Here is a 23,494-nt window from a genome sequence, read left to right as displayed (position 1 = left end):
TTTCCCTATTAGATTGATAAATTGTTATATTTATTAATTGTTAAATTAGAATTTTTGTTTATCTTTGCACTCTTAAATATTTAACTGGGACGAGTTCCCGTAAAATTCAAACATTATGTCAGTAAAAATCAGATTACAAAGACACGGTAAAAAAGGAAAACCTTTTTTCCACATCGTGGTTGCAGATTCTAGAGCTAGAAGAGATGGTAGATTCATCGAAAAACTAGGAACTTACAACCCAATTACTAATCCGGCAACTATCGAATTGAACGTTGATTCTGCTGTACAGTGGTTAAACAACGGTGCTCAGCCTACTGATACTGCTAGAGCTATTCTATCTTACAAAGGTGCTCTTTACAAAAAACACTTACAAGGTGGTGTAGCTAAAGGTGCTTTTGACGAAGCTGAAGCTGAAAAAAGATTCAATGCTTGGGTAGAAGCTAAAGATTCTAAAGTACAAGGTAAAGTAGAAGGTTTAGCAACTGCTAAAGCTGACGCTAAGAAAGCTGCTTTAGAAGCTGAAGTAAAAGTAAACGAAGCTAGAATTGCTGCTGCTGCACAAGTTGAAGCTGATGCTAAAGCTGCTGAAGAAGCTGCCAACGCACCTGCTGAAGAAGTTGTTGCTGAAGCTACAGAAGGAGAAGCTCCTGCTGCTGAAACTGAAGAAAACACTGAAGCTTAAGAACAAACCCTGTTATGCGTAAAGAAGATTGCTATTTTTTAGGTAAAATCACACGCAGACATGGACTTGCGGGTAACGTAATCCTTAAATTGGATACCGATCAACCCGAGCTTTACAATAAATTGGAATCAATATTCGTTGAAATCAACGGATTATTGGTTCCATTTTTTATTGAAAAATCATCATGGAGCAAACTGGATGCTCTGAATCTTGCATTCAAAAACTCTTCTGAGGCTATGGTGGATCAGGTGTTGGGTAAAAGTGTTTACCTTCCGCTTACTTCACTGCCTAAACTTTCAGGAAAACAATTCTATTACCACGAGATCATCGGATTTGAAATTTTTGATCAAAATGATAGCAACTGTGGGGTGATCAGATCTGTAAACGATCAGACAGCACAGGTATATTTCATTACCAATCTGGATGGAAAAGAAGTGGTTATTCCTATGATCAAAGACTGGATTCTTGAAGTTGACAGAGAAGAAAGAACCATCAAAATGGAACTTCCTGAAGGTCTTATTGATGTTTTTCTTATTCCTTCAAAGAAAGACGAATAGTTTTGCAATAAGCAATAAGCAATAAGCAATAAGCAATAAGCTATTCTTTCACTATTTTCACATTACTATTTTCATTACTGATTATTCATTACTCATTTTTAATGCGGGTAAAAGATAATCCTGTACTATTTTTTCGGATTGCTGATGGGCATAAGGCTTGTTGTAAGCTTGCGCTGTAATCACGATGACAACAGGAATTTTCGTAAAAATAATAATTTTGTTCCCTCCATTTCCACTGGACTGGAAAGCTTCATAATTATTGTTTCCTACTGTATAAACTTTTCTCCAGAATAAATATCCATATCCTTCAAAATCAGGATTATCTGTGAAGTAATTGGTGAAAGATTTCTTAATCCAATCCTGAGTCAGAATCGTTTTCCCATTCCAGATTCCGTTATTTTTATACAGCTGCCCGAATTTTGCAAAATCAAGAGCTCTCATGCGTAATCCTCCGGCCAGAGAAGGCTTTTGCTGTGGAGTAAACTGCCATTTGTAATTCGTAATTCCAAGAGGATGAAATAGTTTTTTATCTGCATAGTTTTTCAGACCTTGTGGAACTGTTTTATCTAAAATATCTCCGGTTAACACAACTCCGGCTGTGAAATAACTCCAGTTTTTTCCTATCGTATTCTCAGTCATCGGCAGATCCAGAGTAAATTTTACCCAGTTTTCAGTCGGATACATATTTTCTTCATTTCCGGGAGAATCATAATTCTCATCGTTTCCATCAAATCCGGAACTCATGGTTAATAAGCTTTTTAGGGTAACATTTTCTTTTTGAGAAGAATTGTTTTTAAACTGATTCAGGTTATAGAATTCCTTCAGATTTTGATCTTCACTTTTTAAATATCCTTCTTTGATCGCAATTCCTGTTAATGCCGAAGAAAATGATTTTCCTACTGAGCGGGTGTCCTGCAGAGAATCTCTTCCGGAGCCGTTGAAATATTCTTCAAGAAGTAATTTTCCTTCTTTGATAATGACAATTCCTGTTATGTTTTTAAACCTGTTTTCTGCAATTTTCCTGTTCAGAGATTTGATGATCTCCGTATTGATTTTCTCATGAGAAATCTTCCATCCGCTATTGGATTGAATAGGCTGAATAGCGATTTGCTGCTCCGTAATATTTTGAGAAGGAACAGTAAGATTGATTTGTCCTTCTGCAATAACAGGTCCTGTTTTGATTGTGGAAACATGGAGATAAGTCCGGATTTCAATGTTTAGAACATGGTTTCCCGGTGAAAGTGCATCAATTCCATTATGGGCCATATAAAAACGCATCCATAAATACCTTCCCCATGAATCTTCATTTTTACTGCTGAGAAGAGGAATTCGCAATGTCGTTTTGAGTTTTTTATTTTCTGCTGTACCTGCTCCTGTATTGAGATTTTCTGTATAAATCAGCTTTCCGTCCACATAAAATGAGAACTGATAATTTCCTTTTTTGAGAAGTTCTTCTGCTGTCCAGTTGGGTTCAAGCTGATGCAGATTGTTGACAAGAGAGTTATCAAAGAAAGCATGAATGGCAAGATCTCCGTTTTCATGAAATATTGTAGAATTAAGAATATCCGAATCTTTCAGATTTTCAAGAGCTATAGTTTTATTAACGAAAACAATCTTACCAACATTATTTTTTTGAATCGGATTCTCAGTTTTCTCTGGATTGACTATGTTTTTGTTTTGTCCGTGATAAAGATAAAATGTAAAAATAAAGATCAATAATAGAACAGGTTTCATTGCTAGAAGTATTTAAACAAAAGTAACAAACTTCTTCATGGTAAAATAGAATGAAATTAACATTACTGTTTTATTATTTGCGATCTATTCTAATTGAACAGTTTTCTAAATTCTCCCGGAGACTGATTCGTCTTTTGTTTAAAGAGTTTACTGAAAGACTGCGGATGTTCAAATCCCAGTTCATAAGCAATTTCACTTACCGATAAGTTTGTGGTACTCAAACGCTCTTTGGCAGAATCAATTAATCTATTCTGAATATGCTGCTGTGTATTTTGCTGCGTATGCAAACGGAGCAGTGTTCCCAGATAGTTTGGAGAGATATTCATTTGTTCGGCAATGGTTTTTACAGATGGAATACCATTTTCAAGGAGATTTCCGTTTTCAAAATATTGAGAAAGGATATCTTCGAATTTGTACAATAATTCATGACTTGATTTTTTTCTGGTGAAAAATTGACGTTCATAAAAACGGTCAGAGTAAACCAGCAATAATTCAATCTGGGCGATAATCAATTCCTGGGTAAATTTATCCGTATTGGACTGATATTCGCGTTCAATATTTTTAAAAATCTCTACAAGGATTTTCTCTTCCTTATCAGAAAGGAAAAGTGCCTCTTTTACCTGATAACTGAAGAAATCATATGATTTTATTTTTCTGGTTAACGAAGTATTCCACAGAAAATCAGGATGAATGAGCAATAAAAATCCTGTGGGTTCTACCTCAATATCCGGATTGATTTCAAGACTTAAATATTGCTGTGGCGAAACAAAACACAACACTCCTGAATCAAAATCATATTGCTGTTGTCCATAATTGAATTTTGGAGTGACATTCTTTTTCAAACCAATTGAATAAAAACACTGAATCCACTTCAGCTCTTCATTGTCAACGATATAACGAACCTTGCTGTAATCTATCACACTGATCAACGGATGCTCAGGATTAGGAAGCCCACAGAAAGTATGAAAATCTGATATAGAATTAAAACGAACGGGTTGTTTCATAAGAGCTAAGTTAGTTGTTTTTGTAAAAAGTGTATTGCATGATCTTAAAAAGTCTTCGGCTCCGCGCTGACTGACTTTTGTAACACTTTATATTTAATTCATCTGTATAAATTGAAACATCAAGTATTAGGAATGTCACCCTGAGCGGAGTCGAAGGATAGTATCAAATTAAATGGCAGTAGAAACAGTCAAACTTTCCCATTTCTCAGCATCTTTCTTTAAAATATCAATTTTATTATTGAGAAACTCCATCGTTCCTACACCCAATAATAAATGTACAGGAGGATTTTTCTCTTTACTGATCTGGATGAGAACATCAGCTGCCTTTTCTGGATCATTGGGTTGGTTTCCGTTGATTTCATTGAGGTGTGCCTGTTCAGAATTTCTTGCCGCTTCGTAAGCCTGAATAGGATTTGAAGGTGTTTTTACAGAATCTTTAGTTAAAAAATCGGTACGGAAATATCCGGGATAAACCACAGTGGCATGAACTCCAAAATCTTTTACTTCTTCGGCCAGTGCTTCCGTAAATCCGGCCACTGCAAATTTTGTAGAACAGTAAATTCCCCAGCCCGGAAAATTAGCAGAATATCCCCCAACAGAAGAAATATTGAAGATGTTTCCTGATCTTTGTTCACGAAGGTAAGGCATAGCATTTCTGATCACATTCAATGTTCCGAAAACATTCACAGCATAATTTTCTCTTGCTTCTTCATCGGTAAGTTCTTCCAGCGTTCCGATCTGTCCATATCCCGCATTGTTGACAACCACATCAATTCGTCCGAAATGTTCAACCGTTTTTTCAATGGCAGATTTTATATCATTATTGTCTGTAATGTTGACGCTGAGTGGAAGGAAGCTTACTGATGTTTCTCCGATAGTGGAGATCAGGGATTCAACGGTACGGCTTGTGGCAGCAACCTGAAATCCCTCGGATAGTAATTTTTTTACCAACTCGAATCCTAAGCCTTTTGAAGCTCCTGTCACGAACCATACTTTTTTTGTTTCCATTTGTAAATATTTTTTTGTTTAAATGATGGTACAAAGATGGAAACTTACAGAAGGGTAAATGTAGCCGAATCGGGGAATGATGTATCCAAATCGTGAATGGTAATTTTATATCATTTAAATTCAGATAAATTTTAATGAATTTTCAAAAGATTCCTGTATTTCAAAGGGGTAATTCCAATGTTTTCCTTAAAACACCGGATAAAATGACTCTGGTCTGAAAAACCGCATTCCAGAGCAACATCTGTTAAAGTATGAGGTAGCGCAAGAAGTTCCAGAGATTTATTAAGTTTTAATTTTCTTAGGTATTCGCCAAGATTACAGTGGAAATATTTGTGGAAATCCCTGCTGAGATGAATAGGGTGAATGTCCAGTATATTGGAAAGTTCAGTGAGACTGAGGTTTTCTGTAAAGCTTTCATGTAAAATTTCATTAATCTGGCTTACCCACACGGGTTTTCTTTCCGAACTTTCCTTCTGATGGGTTAACTGGCTGAAAAGGTTTACTAACAGCTGATTAACGGCCAGTTCAAAAGAAATATCGTAAGTTTTGGTTTCTTTGAACATCTGATACACCAATAGTTTCAAGGCTGGATTTTTTATATTAATGCTGCCTTCCACTTTATTTTTTTGAATATCAAAACGGTCAAACCAGCTTTGGGAGAGCTCGATATGAAAACCTCTTGTAAAAACATCAGGTTTACTATTGTAATGCGGATCTTCCCAATGATGGTACAATAATGTTCCGGCAGAACAGCTGTAAGTTTCTTTTTTATTTCCTTCCTTCATATTGCCCTGAAGCAGGAAGGTAAAGTAAGCATTCTCATGATAATGCCAGTCTACGTAAGGATGTGTATATTCCGTATCAGTGATGGTTAATCCTTCTAAATTGACCATTTGATTGGTTTCTCCAAAATATTCGCCGTTACGAAGCGTATTCATGATAAATTTTGTTTTAATCGGTCAATCTGTTCATACATTTTATTAAAAAACATTTTCCTCTCTCTGTTCCCGGATTCATTCAGTGATCTTGAGTTTTTGATCTGATGTTCAAAATAGCTCAGAGAATCTTCACAGGTGATTTTATCATTGGTCATCATATATCCGAACATGCTGAAAGGAACAAAAAAAGAACATTGCTCTTCATTTTTGAATAAAATACTGTTGTTTAAAATTACTAAATCATTCACATATATTTGGAAATTAGTTTTTTCCAGTGTTTTGATTTCGAGTCCTTCCAGTAATTTTCTCAGATCCTCCAGAATGAGATCCACATCATTCTTTTTTAACAATCCCATTTCATAATAAAATGAAATTTGCCTCAATGCACTCATAATGGTGGTGTCATTCCATATTTCCGTTACATTTTGTTTATCATAAAGATCTTTCAGCATTTCATTTTTTACAGAATGGTACTCCATATTAAATTCGTGAAAAGGACTTAAGAATTTATCCTGATTCAGTAGATTCATCCAGACATAAAATTTGAAACGGGACAGCACTGAATCTGAAATCGTATAAAAAAACGGGATGTCTTTTGCTGAATAAAATACTTTAGAATTGGTAATATTCTGAAAAACATTTAAAATTTGTAAAGAGTTCTCGAAATAGTTGAGAAGATCTTCGGTAGTTTTTACAGGCTGTGTTCTTTTGACTACCAACTGGTTTTCCTTTCCCAGAAACTGATCCAGTGAGATCTGATAGTATTTGGCTAGTTCCAGAGCTTCCTCAAAACTAAACTTCGCTTTCAAAGAAGTTCTTCTGTGAGCTGCATCATAGCTGATATTAAGGATGTTGGCAATTTCATCATTTAAAGATTTTTCACCGATTTTTCTTCGGATTTCCTTGAGGAGAGCTTCCTGGTGCATAGTTTTGTGATTTTCACAAATGTAGTATTTTTTTTAATTTTTTTTCACATTCGGAACTGAGCCCTTCGCTGATAATTTTGAACTGTAATTTTAAAATAACGAGTTATGAAAACACGAATTTTATTAGCAGCAGTTCTTTTATTCAGTAGCCTGATGTATGCATCAGACAGTGTAAAAGCAGATTCTTTGAAACCAAGATTGATTGCAGCTTCGCCTTCAAAGAATGTCCGGAACATCAATGGGATTCTATTTAAATATTATGATGAAGAAGATCATTTTAAACCTAAAAAAGTAAATGGATTAGGAATGGGATTCAACGTTATGGGTATTTTCCTTCCTCCATTAATGCTTTTTACTTTACAGCCGGATCATTGGAATCTTAATAATGATTATGTAATTCTTCCCCGCGAAAAGATGAATACCATTAACGGACTTCAGCTTTCATTGATCAACATGGAACCCACGGTCACCAATGGTCTTGAGATCAATATATCGAGTAATGTGCATACTTATGCGGTAACGAACGGCATGTCTGTTTCTCCATTTTTTAATCTGCATCATGAGATGAAAGGGGTTTCTGTAGCACCATTAGCCAATATCGGGCAGAAATGCAGAGGAATACAGATCGGTTTGTATAATAAATGCAAAGATTTCAGAGGAATACAGATTGGCGGATGGAATGAAAACGGAAGGAGAAAACTCCCTCTTATCAACTGGAATTTTAAGAAACAAAAAACAAATCAGGCGTTATGAAAAGGCTCGTTGTCATCACCGCAATATTTCTATGTGGCTTTCTGAAAGCCCAATTTGAAGAAATCAAAGAGAAAAAATGGCTGGTCATTCTTCTCAGCACCAGAATTGAAGGAACTTCACTGGATAATAAGGCATTCCTGTCAATAGGAACAAAACTTACTGATGGTGATAAGAATTATTACAGCTTAAGAGGCCACTTTAACTGGTGGGACGAAAGAAGGCTGCTGGTCATTCCCGAATTTGATTATTTCAGAAAAGTGGTTTCCTTTGAAGATGGGGTAGAAATATCAGCCTTATATGCAGGTGTGGGAGTTTCACCTTATGCGGTTTCGCCTAAAGCAGGAATCAACTTCTACCATTTCTTGTGTGCAGAATTCGGATACAACTTTGAATATAACACCTATAAGCCTTTTCCTATTAAAGGATTCCGATATGGTTTGGGAATTAATCTCGTCTTTTAAATAATTAATACAATGATTATGAAACCAAAAATCAGATTTAAAAAGGCAACCTCTCCCTTTTATTCAGAATTGCGTGAAGAGGTGAAAGTATTACTGACAGATGAAGTGACAAAAAAGGCCGGCAGATTGATGATTGTGAAATTTCTGTTTTATTCTTTGAGCTTCCTGTTTTTATATGCTAATCTTTTTAATCCTTATATGGAAGATAAGAGTTGGGCTGTAGCTTTGAATTATGTTGTCCTGGGTCTTACGGGAATACTATTGGCTTTTAATTGTGCTCATGACTGTGTACACAACACATTTTCCAGGTATAAAAAGGTGAATCAGATTATTTATTATATCACCTTTAACATGCAGGGAGTGAATGCAAGATTGTGGAGAACAAGACATATTGCATCCCATCATGTATTTCCTAATGTAGATGGCTGTGATGCAGATATTGATGATAATATTTTTTTACGGTTGTCTGCACATCATCCCAAAAGGAGAATCCACGCCTATCAGCATTTATATGCTACCATACTGTATTGTTTTTACACCTTGCATTGGATTGTCATCAAAGATTTTATATATGTCAGAAAAAAAGAATTGGCCAATCTCAGAAATCAGAGACATTCTATACTGTCTGTGGCTGAAGTTATCCTGTTGAAATTAGCTTACTTCAGCTATATGTTGATTTTGCCTGTGCTTTTTACTGATATTCCGGTGATGACGATTGTTGCATCTTTTATCATCATGCATGTGACAATTTCATTGTTTTTTGTGCTGACCCTGATCATTTCTCACCTGAGTCTTGAAACAGATTTTCCCAAAGCGGATGATAAAGGGTATCTGCCATATGATTATTATGAACATCAGTTAGCCGTTTCATTGGATTATTACCCAACCAGCAGATTAGCTAACTGGATTTTTGGTGGATTCAATTCCCACGCAGCCCATCATCTTTTTCCCGGTTTACCACACACGGTTTATACCATTATTACTCCGGCGATCCGAAAAGCAGCTGCCAGGAATAATTTTCCATACCATGAGAAAAGTATTGTGAAAGCTGTTGTTTCCCACTATCAATATCTCAAAAAATTAAGTAAATGATTTTAAACCATTAAATACTTCAGCCATGAAAAATGATAAACTGATCCTATTTTTATTGATGTTTCCGGTACTTATTTTTTCACAAAATACTGCAACAGATACATTGAAGACCAATATTGAAGAGTCTTTTGATTATAAAAAATATTATGACTGTGATTTTGGAGAAGGAAATGTTTTGATTGTGATCAAAAAGGGAAAAGAATTTACAGACCTTACAGATTTAAGAAAATCAGGGAAAGGTTTTGCTATTAAAATGGAAGCCATCTACAGTATGGAGTTTAATGACGGGAAAAAATATGAATCAAGTGTGGTAAAAAAAATTACACAGGATAGTATTTCAATCACAAACTTTTTTAATGAGAATGCGGCGAAGCTGGCGGGACAACCTTTTACGTTAATTACTTACCCGCTTTCCTCTTTGAAGTATGTCCGTTTTATTGATGACAGAATGTTATCTCTCTACGGTAAAAAAAATATCCGGAAAAATTTTGATCTGATTGTAAAAAGATTGGACCGCGCGAAAATGTGTCCTGTTATTATTCAATTTAAAGACAGAAACGGCGAGATGAAAGTCTGTCATTTCTACCTGACATCTCAGGGATACGATCTTTTGTATGAAAACAATGGAAAAGTATATTATCTGGAAGGTAAAGTAGAATGGAAATGATATTTGAAATGAGTATAATCTTTAACATGTATTCACTTTTTGTTGAATTATTTTAAATTTTAATGAAAATATGGATGAATACATGGAAAAAAGCAAAAGGAGTAGTGTATCTACTGAAGAAAAATAATATTTTTGTAATATAGCTAGGATGAATGATGAAAATAAAATCTTTACTACTGTTTTTGATTATTGGAAATGTGTTCTTTAAGGCACAGACCAATAATATAGAAAAGAATATTCCAGAGAAACGGACTTATGAAGAGTTGAGTAAAGAATTCTATAAAAGCCGTATAGGAGAAGGAAACAGTAAAAGTATTGCCAATTGTTATCTTAAAAAGGCAAAATCTGAAAAAAATACAACTCAGATTGCTGAGGGATATGTTATGCTTCATTTCGAAGAGAACTTACCTAATGCTTTAAAATATCTTGACAGCTTACAACATATTACACAAAATTCTAAAGAAAATACCTATCCGGCAAGAACTTATCTTTTAAAAGGAAACCTTTATTTTAGAAATGATAATCTCCAGTCTGCATTGAATAATTATATTTTGGGACTGAAATATGCAAAAGAAAAAGGAAATAAAAGGCAGATTGCCATGGCACATATCAATATTGCCTATCTGAATAATTATATAGGAAAACATGAGGAGACAGCAAAAGTCCTGAGGCACTATGCTTATGATGTTGATTATATGAATGAAGATGAGATAAATTCTCTCAAACTGAATCTGGCAGATGCCTATATCGAGATCAGTAAAATGGATTCTGCTTATACATTGATACAGGAAGGTTTACAGGATTCCAAGAAAAATAGAGATGTTTACCGTTATCATCAGAATCTTGGATTATTAGGATATTATAATCTGCATTCAAAAAATTATCAGAAAGCTATTGACGGTTTATTAGAGTGTAAAAAATATTTCTTTACCAATAATAATGATAGAAGAGATCAGAATTATACTCTTTTATATTTGGGGAAATCCTATGCGGGGCTTCAGGAAAAAGAAAAAGCAGTAGGCTTTTTCAGGAAAATAGATTCTCTGGTTCTTAAAACAAGTTATATCTATCCGGAGCTGAGGGATGTATACACTTATCTGATTGATTATTATAAAGCAAACAGTGATAAAGAACAACAGCTGTATTATGTAGATCGCTTTTTAAAGGTGGATCAAGTGCTGGATAATCAGTTCAGATATATTTCCAGAGAACTTCCGAGAAGATATGATACTCCGGAACTACAGCAGGAGAAAGAAAGTATTACCAATGAACTGACTAAAAGAAAGAGTCTGTTTTATATTGTGCTGAGTCTTTTACTGATATCACACCTGTTGTTTATCAACGTTTATTTTAAATATAAAAAATCTGAGAAAAATTATAAAAAGATTGCTCAGGATCTTATTCAGTCCGTTAATGAAAATAGGGTAGGGAAAAATGCAGAGCCGGAAACCCCAATCGAAATTCATTCTGAGATTCTTCCGGTAACAAATACGGAAAATTCTGAGGACAAGACATCCAGAACTATTTCTGAAGATATTGCACAGAATATTTTAAAAGAACTTGAAATATTTGAAAACAATGATCAGTTTTTGAACAAGGGAATTACATTGGGAAGTCTTGCCAAAAAAATAAAAACAAACTCGAAATATTTGTCGGAAATTATCAATACTTACAAAGGAAAAAACTTTGCTACTTATCTCAACGATCTCCGTATTGATTATGCCATCAGCAGATTGGCCAATGACAGAAAATTCAGGTCTTATAAAATTCCTTTTATTGCCGAAGAATTAGGATATAATAATGAACAGGCCTTCACTTTAGCCTTCAAAAAACGCACCGGAACACCACTTTCTATCTATCTGAAAGAAATCGAAAACATGTCTTTGAATCAGGGTTAATTAATTGATTTTTAATATTTTATTATTTATAAATTCATGATTTTAGGTATATAAATTTATGAATCTATAAAGCATTCACTTGTATCGTTATTCTACTTCCTGCATCTTTGCTTCAGGTAAAAACACAACCTTTTATTTTGTATGTACACAGTACAAGATATCATTCCAAACTAATGGTTAATTAAAAGATCAGGGCTAGGAACTGGATAACAAAATTATTAACGAAGCTGGTAGAAATGAGAAATAATAACCAGTAAAAAACAAAATGTAAAGAATGAAATATTTGTTCAGAATTTAGAGATGTAAAAGTGTAGTGATCATTTAAAAAATCGTAAACAGTTAAAATTAAAATCCGTTGAATCCACAACAATGTTTAAAAGTATAGTATAGTCTAAAAATGGATGTATGACCTGGTAATTTACCACGAACTTAGCACTTAAAAACTAATAACCATTTCAATAAAACTAATTCCATGAAAGCTCAGAGTAAATCAAATTTATTCTTTCTAAAGGTGATAATGTAAGTGTGTTCATTCCGGGTCAATACGGATTTTATTGAAGTTCAGGACAATATTGAGTGGAAATGTAACCTGAAAATGAAGAAGGGTTGGCAGATGAAAAAAGGTAAATTTCCTGAACTGAAAGTCTAAATACCTGTTAAATGATTTTTAAAGACAGCGCAATCATTAAGTTGCGCTGTTTTTTTGTAACTTTGCAGACATTAATTTTTATATAAAAAATTTATCATCAACAAATGAAAAAGCAAACGATCAAAGAAGTCCTAAAGGATTACAAGAAAGTATTACATCATGACATTACCGTTTACGGATGGGTAAGATCCTTCCGTGCAAATCGCTTTATTGCGCTTAATGATGGTTCTACGATTAATAATTTGCAGATAGTTGTTGATTTCGAAAATTTTGATGAAGCGATCATCAAGAATATCAGTACTGCTTCTTCTCTGAAAGTAGTAGGTGAAGTGGTGGAAAGCCAGGGAGCAGGACAGTCTGTGGAAATTATCGCTAAAAAGATTATTGTTTTAGGAGATAACTTTACAGAAGAACTTCAGAGTACGATTCTTCAGCCTAAGAAACACAGCCTTGAAAAGCTTCGTGAGCAGGCACACTTAAGATTCAGAACTAACCTTTTCGGAGCTGTATTCAGAGTGCGTCACGCTGTAAGTTTTGCAGTTCACTCATTCTTCAACCAAAACCAGTTCTTCTATATCAACACTCCGGTTATTACAGGAGCAGATGCAGAAGGAGCAGGTGAAATGTTCGGAGTAACCAACTTTGACCTGAACAACATGCCTAAAACTGAAGAAGGAGAAATTGATTTTTCACAGGATTTCTTCGGTAAAAAAACAAACCTTACCGTTTCAGGACAGCTTGAAGGAGAAACTGCAGCCATGGGATTAGGAAGAATCTATACTTTCGGACCTACTTTCCGTGCTGAAAATTCCAACACAACAAGACACCTTGCAGAATTCTGGATGATTGAGCCGGAAGTGGCATTCAACAACCTTGAAGACAATATCGATCTTGCGGAAGATTTCTTAAAATATGTGATCCAGTATGTATTGGATAACTGTAAAGATGATCTTGAATTCTTAGACAACCGTTTTGCAGAAGAGCAAAAAACAAAACCTGAGAAAGAAAGAGCAAAAGAAGGACTTATCGAAAAACTTCAGAATGTAGTGGCTAAGCGTTTCAAACGTGTAAGCTATACGGAAGCCATCGAAATCTTATTGAACTCTAAAGAAAACAAAAAAGGAAAATTCGCTTACCCGGTTGAAAGTTGGGGAACTGACCTTCAGTCTGAGCATGAAAGATACCTTGTTGAGAAACATTTTGAAAGCCCGGTAGTCTTATTTGATTATCCGAAAGAAATCAAAGCTTTCTACATGAAACTGAATGATGATAACAAAACCGTTGCCGCTATGGATGTTCTTTTCCCTGGTATCGGTGAGATCATCGGTGGATCAGAAAGAGAAGCAAGACTAGATGTTTTAAAACAGAAAATGGCAGATATGCACGTAGATGAGCATGAACTTTGGTGGTATCTTGATACCAGAAAATTCGGTTCTGTGCCACATGCAGGCTTTGGTTTAGGACTGGAAAGATTAGTTCTTTTCGTAACAGGAATGACGAATATCAGAGATGTAATTCCTTTCCCAAGAACGCCGAAAAGCGCTGAATTCTAACACAATAAAAAAAGCCTTAATCACAAGTTAAGGCTTTTTTTATTATTTAATAGTTTATTATATTAGGATAAGTAATGCAAAAATCATGCTAAATGCGTTTTTTATCAAATAAATTTATTAAATTCGTAGAATATGTTATGTTAAAACGCAAATAAGAATATGCTTAAACAACACTTACAACTCAAATTAGGACAGAAGCTGGCCCCTCAGCAGATCCAGTTGATGAAGCTTATTCAGCTTCATACTCTTGAATTTGAAGAGGAGTTGGAGAGAGAGTTAGAAGAAAACCCAGCTTTGGAAATTGCAAAAGAAGATTCTAAGGAAGATGAATATTCTTCCCTTGAAGACGCTTATCAGGATGAGGGTACGGAAAGCATTGAAACAGATTTCGACGTCAATGAATATATCTATGACGATGAGCCAAGCTATAAAACCGCATCCAGCAACTATTCTCCGGATGATGAAGAATTTGATAACGAGAGTCTTTTAACGGAAGGACAGTCTTTATATGATTATCTTAGAGAACAGATTCATTTGGTGAATATCAGTGCTGAAGATCTGAAGATTGCAGAATACCTTATCGGGAATTTAGATACAGACGGATATCTGAGAAGAGAAATCAAGTCTATTGTTGACGATTTAGCTTTCTCGCAGGGAATTTATACCACAAAAGAAAGAGTGGAAGATATCCTTGAGAATTATGTTCAGAAACTGGATCCACCCGGAGTGGGAGCAAGAGGTCTGCAGGAATGTCTGCTATTACAGATTGAAAAGAAAGTAAGCTCAGATAAAGCGGTTTCTTTGGCTGCCAATATCTTAAGACATCAGTTTGAAGCTTTAACCAATAAGCATTATAACAAAATCATTCAGAAATATGATATTGAAGAAGATGATCTGAAAGATGCCCTGGATGAAATCTCAAAACTATCTCCTAAAGTAGGAGGGAACTTTGATACACAGACGATTACAATCAATCAGGAAATTATCCCGGATTTTGTTATTCAGGTGAAAGACGGCCAGGTAATTCCTATGCTGAACAGTAAAAATGCACCTACTTTAAGAGTTTCTGAAGAATATAAAGATATTCTGACTACGTATTCCCATGATAAGAACTCATCGGAGCACAAGCAGGCTGCTTTATTTATTAAACAAAAACTGGATGCTGCAAAATGGTATATCGATGCGATTAATCAGCGTCAGAATACCTTATTACAGACCATTACAGCGATTGTAAAGTTCCAGAAGGATTACTTTATCACAGGAGACGAAAAATCACTGAAGCCAATGATCCTGAAAGATGTTGCAGATATTACAGGATTTGATATTTCTACCATTTCAAGAGTCGTAAAAAGTAAGTATGCAGATACCCCTAATGGTATTGTATATCTTAAAGATCTGTTCTCAGACAGTTTAACGAATGATGATGGAGAAGAAGTTTCTACCAAAGAGATCAAAACCCATCTTCAGGAAGTTATCAATAAGGAAAATAAGAGAAAACCGCTTACAGATGATGCATTAGTAGTTATTCTGAAAGAACAGGGTTATAATATTGCCAGAAGAACGATTGCCAAATATCGTGAACAGCTCAATATTCCTGTAGCAAGGTTAAGAAAAGAACTTTAAAATATAAAAAAGCATTTCAATCTGAAATGCTTTTTGCTTTTTATAATAAATTGATGGACTCGTTCTTTGCCTTTTGGGCATGGAATCTTTTACTTTTCCATCAAATCTGTTTTACATTTTCCAGTCCTAGTTCTCTCATAGAAATTTCTCTCATTTCTACCTTTCTTATCTTTCCGGAAATAGTCATTGGGAATTCATCTACAAATTTCCAGTATTTCGGAACTTTATAGTGGGCAATTCTTCCTTTGCAGTATTCCTGAAGTTCTTCTGCAGTGAGGGTAAATCCTTTTCTCACTTTTACCCACGCCATAACTTCTTCTCCAAATTTTTCACTCGGAACCCCTATGATCTGAACATCCAGAATATGGGTATAGGTATATAAAAAGTCCTCAATTTCCTTAGGCGAAATATTTTCTCCGCCACGAATGATGAGGTCTTTTATCCTTCCGGAAATGGTAATATAGCCGTCTTTATCCATTACTGCCATATCTCCGGTATGCATCCAGCGGGCTTCATCCAGTACTTTCTTCGTATTTTCTGGATCATTCCAGTATTTCAGCATTACGGAATAGCCTCGTGTGCAGAGCTCACCATGTTCTCCACGTTTTAAAGTCCTGCCATTTTCGTCAACAATTTTTATCTCTAGATGATCCTGAACAGTTCCTACAGTGCTCACCTGTTTCTCCAGAGGTGTTCCTATTAAAGTCTGAGTAGATACAGGTGAAGTTTCCGTCATTCCGTAGCAGATGCTCATTTCTTTAATATTCATGAGATTTTCCACTTTCTTCATGATTTCCGGCGGGCATACGGAACCGGCCATCACACCAGTTCTTAAACTTGAAAAATCATAGGTGTCAAAATCTTTTACTGCCAGTTCAGCAATAAACATGGTTGGTACTCCATACAAAGAAGTACATTTTTCGTCCGAAACAGCTTTTAAAGTAATCTCCGGATCAAAACTGTCATTGGGAATCACCATACACGCTCCGTGTGCCGTACAGCACATATTTCCGATCACCATTCCGAAGCAATGGTAAAAAGGGACCGGAATACAAACACGGTCTTGCTGAGTGTATTTTAACCTGATACCAATGAAATAACCATTGTTGAGAATATTATGATGGGAAAGGGTAACGCCTTTCGGGAAACCGGTAGTTCCGGAAGTATATTGAATATTAACAGGATCATCAAACTGTACATGTTCTTCAAAACTGTGAAGCATTTCATCTGATATTTCCTGGCCGTTATTAACAAATTCTTCCCAGTTTTCATCAAAGAATATTTCGTGCTCAAGGGTTGGACACACTTCTTTTGCATATTCAACCATTTCTTTATAATTACTGGATTTAAAACTTAAAGAAGAAAAAATAAAACGAACTTCAGACTGATTGAGAACATAGGTCAGTTCATGAGTTCTGTAGGCTGGATTGATATTCACTAAAATAGTTCCTATTCTTGCAGTGGCATACTGCAAAAGTACCCATTCATAACGGTTGGAAGACCAGGTTCCGATTCTGTCACCCGCTTTTGCTCCTAAAAACAATAAAGCTTTTGCAACAGCTGTTGTCTGATTGTAAAATTCCTGGTAAGTAGCTCTGTAATTCTGATGAACGCAGACTAATGCTTCCTGATGGGGATATTTTTCGACAGTACTTTTAAGATTCGCTCCGATAGTCTGTCCTAATAATGAAACCTCAGAAGTTCCATACACATAAGATAAGGGCATAGTTTAAGATTTGGTGGAATAAAATTAGCAATTATATCCCGAACTATGCCTATGTATATTAATTTTCCTGAGAATCTATTTCTTTAAGCTGCTTTAGATTTTTATCAAGTTTTTTAATAATTGTTCCATATACCAGTCTGTAATAAAACCAGATCATAGAGACTGCAAGCAATGAGCTTACGGCAATTCCAACAATAACAATCGTAAGGTTGGAGCCATTAGGCTGTATATTCTGAGAATCTAATATATAAAAGATGAAAGCGATCAGTACAAAAGTGAATATTAACAATAAAACAATGCTGATGAGAATAAAAGCATTGACTGTTGTTTTGAATTTAATGATGCGGGTAATAAGCCCTTTCAGATTTTCCTCAATCTTTATTTTTCGGTAATTCTGATAGAATTTCAATACAAAATAAGCTGTAATTAATAAACTTAAGACTTTTATAGCCAGATAAGCATGACCAAAATTGTTTTCAGCTTCAGGAGATTCCTGAGCCCCTAATCGCTCCAGCATTTTACGGAAGCTGTCTGATTCCTCTTCCGGGAAAAGGTAAAACAGTCCCAATACCGAAAAGAACAGAAATTCTATAACACTGATCCAGAAAATATATTTCACATAGTTACGTGATTTTCTATTCAGCATCTGAAGAATCTCAGTGTTGTCATATTTATCTTGTACAGGTTGTTCCTGCCATGTTTTCTTAAAGCTATCTAAATCAAATTCAGGCATATTTTTCCATCTGTTCTTTAAGGGTTTTCTTTAATCTGTTCATTTTCACGCGTGCATTGACTTCAGTGATTCCGAGGTTTTCTGCAATGTCCTTGTAAGGCAGATCGTCAAGATACATCATGACAATGGCTCTTTCTACATTCGGAAGAGTCTTGATTACAGTATACAAAAGTGATACCTGCTGCTGTTTTTCATCGTCATCTTCCACAAAATCTTTATGGTTGATGTCCAGCTCATTCGTAGGAAGGCTTTTGCTTTTTTTTCTAAAGAGGGTAATGGCTGTATTGAGCGCTACACGGTACATCCATGTGGAAATTTTAGAATTTCCTTTAAAGGAATCATAGCTTCTCCAGAGTTGTAACACAATTTCCTGGAAAAGATCCTCTTCATCTTCCAGAGAATTTGTGTACAGACGCGATACTTTAATAATCAGTCCCTGATTATCCTTGATAAGCTGCGCAAATTCTTTTTCTCTGGAATCCATAGATATATAATGGCACGAAGATAATAATAAAGTGGTAATTGGTGAAAATTATAACAAAAAATCGTAAAAGCTAAACCATAGAATAGTGAACATGCTTTGAATTTTGTAGCATGTAATTTATATTCTCATCAAAAACAAAAGAAAAATATTTATATATCTACTCATTTACATAGCGCTTAAAACCATTGAGGCTTTCTGAACTTTTACCTTTTTACCGCAAAATTTGCGTACCTTTGCCTCCGCGAGAAAATCGGCTTGTTGATTTCCCGTTTTACGGGAGGTAGGAAAGTCCGGACACCATAGAGCAGCAAAGCGGATAACATCCGTCACCCGTGAGGGTAGGACAAGTGCAACAGAAAGCAAGTACAGTTCGGCTGTAGTGAAACCAGGTAAACTCTTTGCGGTGCAATGGTAAGTATATCGGTTCTTTTCAGCAATGGAAATAGGGGCGGCTCGTCCTGAAAACCGAGGGGTAATCAGCTCAAGTGTTGCAGCAATGTACCACGTAGATAAATAACAGGCGCTTCTTCGGAAGTACAGAATCCGGCTTATAGATTTTCTCGTGATTTTTTTTTAAAAAGCTGGAAGTCAGAGGCTGGAAGAGTGAAGTTTTTAAAACCTCCATCTTGATGCTTCCATCTTCCAACCTCATTTATTCGCTTTCCAATTGTTTTTTAGATTCCTGAAGTTCCTGTCTGTCTTTATCAGAAAGTGTAGGATATTTAAGATTCATTTTTTCAAGCGTATCAATAATAATCTGGATAGCAGCTACTCTTGCAAACCATTTGCTGTCAGCGGGAAGCACATACCAGGGAGCATGGTCTTTTGATGTTTCGTTGATTGCGTTTTCGTAAGCTTCCATATATTGATCGAATAATGCTCTTTCCGGAAGGTCTCCAGCAGAGAATTTCCAGTTTTTTTCCTGTTCGTCAATTCTGTCCAGAAGTCTTTTTTTCTGTTCATCCTTGGAAACATACAAAAAGATCTTAACGATTGTAGTTCCGTTTTGTGAAAGGTGTTTTTCAAAATTCCGGATGCTTTCATATCTGTTTTCCCAGAATTTGCTGTCAAAGTCTTTTACGGAAGACCATGTTTTTTCGCTCAAATTATATTCATGGTGCACCTTACAAACCAGAACACTTTCATAATGAGAACGGTTGAAAATTCCAATCATTCCTTTCTGTGGTAATGCAAGATAATGTCGCCATAAAAAATCATGGGAATATTCTTTGGAACTTGGGGTTTTAAAACTGGTCACATTGCATCCCTGAGGATTCACTCCTCCGAAAACATGCTCTATCATACTGTCTTTTCCTGCCGCATCCATAGCCTGTAATACAACAAGCAAAGACTGGCTTCCGTCAGCATATAATTTTTCCTGCAGTTCACGAAGTTTTTCTTTCTCCTGAATCAGCATTTGCTCTCCTTCTTCTTTAGTAAGCTTTCCTTTATAAGAAGTTGACGTTTTTTTTATCGAAAATTTTCCATTTACCTTAAAGTCATCTGAGAAATCGGTATCCATATATTTTTAAGATTAAAAGATTAAAAGATTAAAAGATTAAAAGATTAAAAGATTAAAAGATCTTGTTCTTTAAATTCAATAAGGGGGGCTTTGGCCCAGCCATTTAAAAAAAATCCGAAGGCTTCAGCTAAAACCTAGATAATATATTTGATAAACGTCAATACATTTACTGCCATCTATTACCTATCATCTGCCACCTAATCAAACATAAATGTAATAAAAAAACCGCCTCATTGGAGACGGTTCTTTTATTTTTTTTGAGTAGAGATTACTTCGCAGCAGCTTTTTTAGCAAGTTTTGCAGCTTTTTTCTCAGCTTTAGCAGCTTCTTTCTGCTCAGCAGGAGTCAATACTTTTGGTTCAGGAGCATTAGCATCTACGTTACCTTTGATGTAGATTACACTTCTGTTGTTAGCGGGATCGTTAGAAAAAACCTCAATCATTTTGTTGAAAGGGCCAGGAATAGCGGTGTTGTATCCAACCTTGATCTTAGCTGATTTCCCAGGCATAATAGGATCTTGGCTGAATTCAGGAGTTGTACATCCACAAGACGGTTTTACATTTGAAAGGATCAAAGGCTTATCACCTGAGTTCGTTACCGTAAAGAATCTTGTACCGTCAGCATTAGGCTTAATAGTACCATAATCGAAAGTTGTTTTATCAAATGTAATTGTTTGTGCAGATGCCAGAGCAAATGTCCCGAATAGTGCAATTCCTGCAATTAATTTTTTCATATTCTTGAATGTTAATACGTTTGTTAGATAAATTTTGTGAAACAAAGTTAAAAATTATTTTAATTCATACTTAAAAATTTTTTTCTTTAGACTATTTTTGCAAATTGCAAGCCAAAGAAATAGAATTTATGCAGATTTCAGAAAAGTACAATCCACAGGAAACAGAACAAAAATGGTACAATTACTGGTTGGAAAACAAATTTTTCCATTCAGAGCCTAATGACAAACCACCGTATACCGTGGTCATTCCTCCGCCAAACGTGACGGGGATATTACACATGGGGCATATGTTGAATAATACCCTTCAAGATGTTCTGGTCCGTCGTGCAAGAATGCGCGGATTTAATGCTTGTTGGATTCCGGGAACAGATCACGCTTCAATTGCTACTGAAGCTAAAGTTGTTGCTAAACTGAAGTCTGAAGGAGTCAATAAGTCAGATATTACCCGTGAAGAATTTTTAACGCATGCCTGGGACTGGACCAATAAATATGGCGGAACCATCCTTGAGCAGTTGAAAAAGTTAGGATGTTCATGTGATTGGGACAGAACCCGCTTCACTTTGGAAGACAAACTTTCGCAGCAGGTTATCAAAAGTTTTGTAGACCTTTATAATAAAGGATTAATCTACAGAGGTTACAGAATGGTCAACTGGGATCCGGAAGCGAAAACCAATATTTCTGACGAAGAAGTAATCTTTAAAGAACAGAACGGGAAATTGTATTTCCTTAAATATAAAATTGAAGGTTCAGAAGAATTCCTTTCAGTAGCGACTACGCGTCCTGAAACTATTTTTGGGGATACCGCCGTATGTATCAATCCTAATGATGAAAGATATGCTCACCTGAAAGGTAAAAATGTAATTGTACCGATCGTTAACCGAGTAATCCCAATTATTGAGGATGAATATGTTGATATAGAATTCGGAACAGGGGCTTTGAAAATTACACCTGCCCACGATATCAATGACTACGAAATCGGACAGAAACATCAGCTGAAAATGATTGATGCACTGGATGATGACGGAAATCTTAACGAACATGGTTTACATTATGCCGGAAAGAACAGATTTGATGTAAGAAAGCAGATCGCTAAAGAACTTGAAGAGAAAGATCTTTTGTTAAAGGCAGAAGATTATGTAAACAAAGTAGGAACTTCTGAGAGAACAGGAGCTGTTATTGAGCCTAAGATTTCAGTACAGTGGTTCCTTAAAATGGCTGAAATTGCTAAACCCGCTTTGGATGTAGTAATGGATGACGAAGTGAAGTTCTATCCGGAGAAGTTTAAAAATACTTATAAGCACTGGATGGAAAACATCCGTGACTGGAATATTTCCCGTCAGCTTTGGTGGGGACAGCAGATTCCTGCTTACTATTATGGAGAAGGTGATGAAGATTTTGTAGTTGCAGAAACTAAAGAAGCTGCTTTAGAACTGGCAAAACAAAAAACAGGGAATTCAACTCTGACGATAGAAAACCTTAGACAGGATGATGATGCATTGGATACATGGTTCTCATCTTGGTTATGGCCAATGTCTGTATTTGACGGATTGCTTGATCCTGAAAACAAAGATATCAACTATTACTATCCAACATCTGATCTGGTTACAGGTCCTGATATTATTTTCTTCTGGGTAGCCAGAATGATTATGGCCGGATTGGAATACAGAAAAGAAGTTCCATTTAAGAATGTTTATTTTACAGGAATTGTAAGAGATAAGCAGAGAAGAAAGATGTCAAAATCTCTTGGAAACTCTCCTGATCCTCTTGAATTAATGGATAAATATGGAGCAGATGGAGTACGTGTAGGAATTCTATTGAGCTCTGCAGCAGGAAATGACCTTCTTTTTGATGAAGATTTAATGCTTCAGGGAAGAAACTTCATGACGAAGATCTGGAATGCATTCCGTCTGATCAACATGTGGAATCATGAAGATAAGCCAGCTATTGCTACAGATAATCAGGCTATTGAATGGTTTGAAAATAAACTGAATAAAACAATTGCCGAAATTAATGACCAGTTCGAGAAATTCAGAATTTCTGATGCCCTGCATTTGATCTATAAATTAATTTGGGATGATTTTTGTGGGTGGTACCTTGAAGCGATCAAACCAAATTATGGAGAAGGAATTTCTAAGGATGTTTATAACAAAACAATATATTTCTTTGAAGAGCTGATGAAGTTACTTCACCCGTTCATGCCTTTCCTTACAGAGGAATTATGGCAGACTATTTCGGAAAGAAGTATTGATGAAGCTTTAGTGATTGCTCAGCAGAAAGAAGCTGGAAAGTTTGATGAGACTATTATTAAGAATTTTGAAACTGCAGCAGAATTGATTTCAGGAGTTAGAAATTACCGTCAGACAAAAGGAATTTCACCAAGAGAAGCCGCTGAGGTATATACCAATGCTACTGAATTTGCCAATGAAGATGTAGTGAGAAAATTAGCAAATATCTCTGAAATTCACTTCGGGCAGAAAACAGATAAGCCAAGCTTTACATTCCTGGTAGGAGCTACTGAAGTTTCTATTCCTTTAAGTGAAAACTTGGATTTAGGTGAGGAAAAAGCTAAAACTGAAGAAGAAGTAAAATATTTAAAAGGGTTCTTAATTTCAGTAGAAAAAAAGCTTTCCAATGAAAAATTTGTTGCGAATGCTAAGCCTGAAGTTGTAGAGGGAGAACGTAAGAAGCAAAAAGATGCTCAGGATAAGATTGCGATCCTTGAAGAAAAACTGAAAAGTCTGTAAAATATTT

General features: G+C 35.6%; 20 protein-coding genes and 1 other RNA gene. 11 read left to right on the top strand and 10 right to left on the bottom strand.

Features of this window, described 5'->3' with window-relative positions; translation table 11 throughout:
• Positions 1–115 precede the first annotated feature (115 nt).
• Both ODR02_RS15535 and rimM read left to right on the top strand, forming a co-directional pair.
• Positions 116–682, top strand: coding sequence for a 30S ribosomal protein S16 (locus ODR02_RS15535; protein WP_209787576.1), 567 nt, complete (start codon positions 116–118; stop codon positions 680–682).
• A 14-nt stretch (positions 683–696) separates the two neighbouring features.
• The gene (gene rimM, locus ODR02_RS15530; RefSeq protein WP_209787579.1) at positions 697–1,239 is read left to right on the top strand and encodes a ribosome maturation factor RimM; all 543 of its coding nucleotides are present in this window, start codon (positions 697–699) and stop codon (positions 1,237–1,239) included.
• 81 nt (positions 1,240–1,320) lie between these two features.
• Here the strand turns inward: rimM and ODR02_RS15525 are convergent, their stop codons facing one another.
• From ODR02_RS15525 to ODR02_RS15505, 5 genes are all read right to left on the bottom strand, one after another.
• Positions 1,321–2,973, bottom strand: a complete 1,653-nt coding sequence (locus tag ODR02_RS15525; RefSeq protein ID WP_309512713.1) for a serine hydrolase domain-containing protein — start codon at positions 2,971–2,973, stop codon at positions 1,321–1,323.
• Between the two features lie 89 nt (positions 2,974–3,062).
• Positions 3,063–3,977 (bottom strand): helix-turn-helix domain-containing protein, encoded by a 915-nt coding sequence (locus ODR02_RS15520; protein ID WP_209787585.1) that lies wholly within the window; start codon positions 3,975–3,977, stop codon positions 3,063–3,065.
• Between the two features lie 168 nt (positions 3,978–4,145).
• The gene (locus ODR02_RS15515; protein WP_209787590.1) at positions 4,146–4,985 is read right to left on the bottom strand and encodes an SDR family oxidoreductase; all 840 of its coding nucleotides are present in this window, start codon (positions 4,983–4,985) and stop codon (positions 4,146–4,148) included.
• 131 nt (positions 4,986–5,116) lie between these two features.
• A complete protein-coding gene (locus ODR02_RS15510) occupies positions 5,117–5,923 on the bottom strand; it encodes a helix-turn-helix domain-containing protein (RefSeq protein ID WP_209787593.1) in 807 nt (268 codons plus the stop codon).
• Positions 5,920–6,849 (bottom strand): helix-turn-helix domain-containing protein, encoded by a 930-nt coding sequence (locus ODR02_RS15505; RefSeq protein WP_309512712.1) that lies wholly within the window; start codon positions 6,847–6,849, stop codon positions 5,920–5,922. Before ODR02_RS15505 ends, ODR02_RS15510 begins: the two co-directional genes overlap by 4 nt.
• Positions 6,850–6,954: 105 nt before the next feature.
• Between ODR02_RS15505 and ODR02_RS15500 the strand changes: the two genes are divergently transcribed.
• The 7 genes from ODR02_RS15500 (at position 6,955) to rpoN (ending at position 15,545) form a co-directional block, all read left to right on the top strand.
• Complete coding sequence (locus tag ODR02_RS15500) at positions 6,955–7,602, top strand: LA_2272 family surface repeat-containing protein (protein ID WP_309512711.1); 648 nt, start codon at positions 6,955–6,957, stop codon at positions 7,600–7,602.
• A complete protein-coding gene (locus tag ODR02_RS15495) occupies positions 7,599–8,063 on the top strand; it encodes a hypothetical protein (RefSeq protein WP_209787613.1) in 465 nt (154 codons plus the stop codon). The genes ODR02_RS15500 and ODR02_RS15495 overlap by 4 nt, the downstream gene beginning before the upstream one ends.
• Positions 8,064–8,081: 18 nt before the next feature.
• Positions 8,082–9,155 (top strand): fatty acid desaturase family protein, encoded by a 1,074-nt coding sequence (locus ODR02_RS15490; protein ID WP_309512710.1) that lies wholly within the window; start codon positions 8,082–8,084, stop codon positions 9,153–9,155.
• 25 nt (positions 9,156–9,180) lie between these two features.
• Positions 9,181–9,822 (top strand): hypothetical protein, encoded by a 642-nt coding sequence (locus ODR02_RS15485; protein WP_309512709.1) that lies wholly within the window; start codon positions 9,181–9,183, stop codon positions 9,820–9,822.
• Between the two features lie 152 nt (positions 9,823–9,974).
• On the top strand, positions 9,975–11,720 hold the full coding sequence (locus tag ODR02_RS15480; protein WP_309512708.1) for a helix-turn-helix domain-containing protein: 1,746 nt from the start codon (positions 9,975–9,977) through the stop codon (positions 11,718–11,720).
• Positions 11,721–12,473: 753 nt separating this feature from the next.
• The gene (gene asnS / locus ODR02_RS15475; RefSeq protein WP_309512707.1) at positions 12,474–13,922 is read left to right on the top strand and encodes an asparagine--tRNA ligase; all 1,449 of its coding nucleotides are present in this window, start codon (positions 12,474–12,476) and stop codon (positions 13,920–13,922) included.
• A 159-nt stretch (positions 13,923–14,081) separates the two neighbouring features.
• Positions 14,082–15,545, top strand: a complete 1,464-nt coding sequence (gene rpoN / locus ODR02_RS15470) for an RNA polymerase factor sigma-54 (protein WP_209787627.1) — start codon at positions 14,082–14,084, stop codon at positions 15,543–15,545.
• 100 nt (positions 15,546–15,645) lie between these two features.
• On the opposite strand, the gene ODR02_RS15465 is transcribed toward rpoN, so the two are convergent.
• From ODR02_RS15465 to ODR02_RS15455, 3 genes are read right to left on the bottom strand one after another with little or no spacing between them, the layout of a single operon-like run.
• Positions 15,646–17,271: an AMP-binding protein gene (locus ODR02_RS15465; RefSeq protein ID WP_309512706.1), complete on the bottom strand. Its 1,626-nt coding sequence runs from the start codon at positions 17,269–17,271 to the stop codon at positions 15,646–15,648.
• Between the two features lie 58 nt (positions 17,272–17,329).
• Positions 17,330–18,004 carry a beta-carotene 15,15'-monooxygenase gene (locus tag ODR02_RS15460; protein WP_309512705.1) on the bottom strand — a complete coding sequence of 225 codons (675 nt, stop codon included), beginning with the start codon at positions 18,002–18,004 and terminating at the stop codon, positions 17,330–17,332.
• Positions 17,997–18,488, bottom strand: a complete 492-nt coding sequence (locus tag ODR02_RS15455; RefSeq protein ID WP_062673949.1) for an RNA polymerase sigma factor — start codon at positions 18,486–18,488, stop codon at positions 17,997–17,999. The genes ODR02_RS15460 and ODR02_RS15455 overlap by 8 nt, the downstream gene beginning before the upstream one ends.
• Before the next feature lie 242 nt (positions 18,489–18,730).
• Here ODR02_RS15455 and rnpB point away from each other — a divergent pair.
• Positions 18,731–19,055: RNase P RNA component class A (rnpB, locus tag ODR02_RS15450), an RNA gene on the top strand.
• Between the two features lie 85 nt (positions 19,056–19,140).
• Here the strand turns inward: rnpB and ODR02_RS15445 are convergent.
• Positions 19,141–20,010: a polyphosphate kinase 2 family protein gene (locus ODR02_RS15445; protein WP_309512704.1), complete on the bottom strand. Its 870-nt coding sequence runs from the start codon at positions 20,008–20,010 to the stop codon at positions 19,141–19,143.
• 268 nt (positions 20,011–20,278) lie between these two features.
• The gene (locus ODR02_RS15440; RefSeq protein WP_002977002.1) at positions 20,279–20,743 is read right to left on the bottom strand and encodes a DUF1573 domain-containing protein; all 465 of its coding nucleotides are present in this window, start codon (positions 20,741–20,743) and stop codon (positions 20,279–20,281) included.
• A 128-nt stretch (positions 20,744–20,871) separates the two neighbouring features.
• Here ODR02_RS15440 and ODR02_RS15435 point away from each other — a divergent pair, with 128 nt between their 5' ends.
• Positions 20,872–23,487 carry a valine--tRNA ligase gene (locus ODR02_RS15435; protein WP_309512703.1) on the top strand — a complete coding sequence of 872 codons (2,616 nt, stop codon included), beginning with the start codon at positions 20,872–20,874 and terminating at the stop codon, positions 23,485–23,487.
• Positions 23,488–23,494 lie beyond the last annotated feature (7 nt).

This window comes from Chryseobacterium sp. CFS2, from assembly GCF_036543225.1.
GTDB classification, from domain to species: Bacteria; Bacteroidota; Bacteroidia; order Flavobacteriales; family Weeksellaceae; genus Chryseobacterium; species Chryseobacterium culicis_A.
The sequence above is the reverse complement of the archived record's forward strand: the minus strand, read 5'-3'. Positions and strand labels throughout refer to the sequence as shown.

What these genes read in the sequence shown, in the direction of transcription:
- ODR02_RS15440 (WP_002977002.1), bottom strand. Translation starts at nt 20,743, where the DNA reads ATGAAAAAATTAATTGCAGGAATTGCACTATTCGGGACATTTGCTCTG.
- ODR02_RS15525 (WP_309512713.1), bottom strand. Translation starts at nt 2,973, where the DNA reads ATGAAACCTGTTCTATTATTGATCTTTATTTTTACATTTTATCTTTAT.
- ODR02_RS15520 (WP_209787585.1), bottom strand. Translation starts at nt 3,977, where the DNA reads ATGAAACAACCCGTTCGTTTTAATTCTATATCAGATTTTCATACTTTC.
- ODR02_RS15510 (WP_209787593.1), bottom strand. Translation starts at nt 5,923, where the DNA reads ATGAATACGCTTCGTAACGGCGAATATTTTGGAGAAACCAATCAAATG.
- ODR02_RS15535 (WP_209787576.1), top strand. Translation starts at nt 116, where the DNA reads ATGTCAGTAAAAATCAGATTACAAAGACACGGTAAAAAAGGAAAACCT.
- ODR02_RS15515 (WP_209787590.1), bottom strand. Translation starts at nt 4,985, where the DNA reads ATGGAAACAAAAAAAGTATGGTTCGTGACAGGAGCTTCAAAAGGCTTA.
- ODR02_RS15495 (WP_209787613.1), top strand. Translation starts at nt 7,599, where the DNA reads ATGAAAAGGCTCGTTGTCATCACCGCAATATTTCTATGTGGCTTTCTG.
- rpoN (WP_209787627.1), top strand. Translation starts at nt 14,082, where the DNA reads ATGCTTAAACAACACTTACAACTCAAATTAGGACAGAAGCTGGCCCCT.
- rimM (WP_209787579.1), top strand. Translation starts at nt 697, where the DNA reads ATGCGTAAAGAAGATTGCTATTTTTTAGGTAAAATCACACGCAGACAT.
- ODR02_RS15490 (WP_309512710.1), top strand. Translation starts at nt 8,082, where the DNA reads ATGAAACCAAAAATCAGATTTAAAAAGGCAACCTCTCCCTTTTATTCA.
- ODR02_RS15460 (WP_309512705.1), bottom strand. Translation starts at nt 18,004, where the DNA reads ATGCCTGAATTTGATTTAGATAGCTTTAAGAAAACATGGCAGGAACAA.
- ODR02_RS15435 (WP_309512703.1), top strand. Translation starts at nt 20,872, where the DNA reads ATGCAGATTTCAGAAAAGTACAATCCACAGGAAACAGAACAAAAATGG.
- ODR02_RS15500 (WP_309512711.1), top strand. Translation starts at nt 6,955, where the DNA reads ATGAAAACACGAATTTTATTAGCAGCAGTTCTTTTATTCAGTAGCCTG.
- ODR02_RS15465 (WP_309512706.1), bottom strand. Translation starts at nt 17,271, where the DNA reads ATGCCCTTATCTTATGTGTATGGAACTTCTGAGGTTTCATTATTAGGA.
- ODR02_RS15485 (WP_309512709.1), top strand. Translation starts at nt 9,181, where the DNA reads ATGAAAAATGATAAACTGATCCTATTTTTATTGATGTTTCCGGTACTT.
- ODR02_RS15505 (WP_309512712.1), bottom strand. Translation starts at nt 6,849, where the DNA reads ATGCACCAGGAAGCTCTCCTCAAGGAAATCCGAAGAAAAATCGGTGAA.
- ODR02_RS15455 (WP_062673949.1), bottom strand. Translation starts at nt 18,488, where the DNA reads ATGGATTCCAGAGAAAAAGAATTTGCGCAGCTTATCAAGGATAATCAG.
- ODR02_RS15480 (WP_309512708.1), top strand. Translation starts at nt 9,975, where the DNA reads ATGATGAAAATAAAATCTTTACTACTGTTTTTGATTATTGGAAATGTG.
- ODR02_RS15445 (WP_309512704.1), bottom strand. Translation starts at nt 20,010, where the DNA reads ATGGATACCGATTTCTCAGATGACTTTAAGGTAAATGGAAAATTTTCG.
- asnS (WP_309512707.1), top strand. Translation starts at nt 12,474, where the DNA reads ATGAAAAAGCAAACGATCAAAGAAGTCCTAAAGGATTACAAGAAAGTA.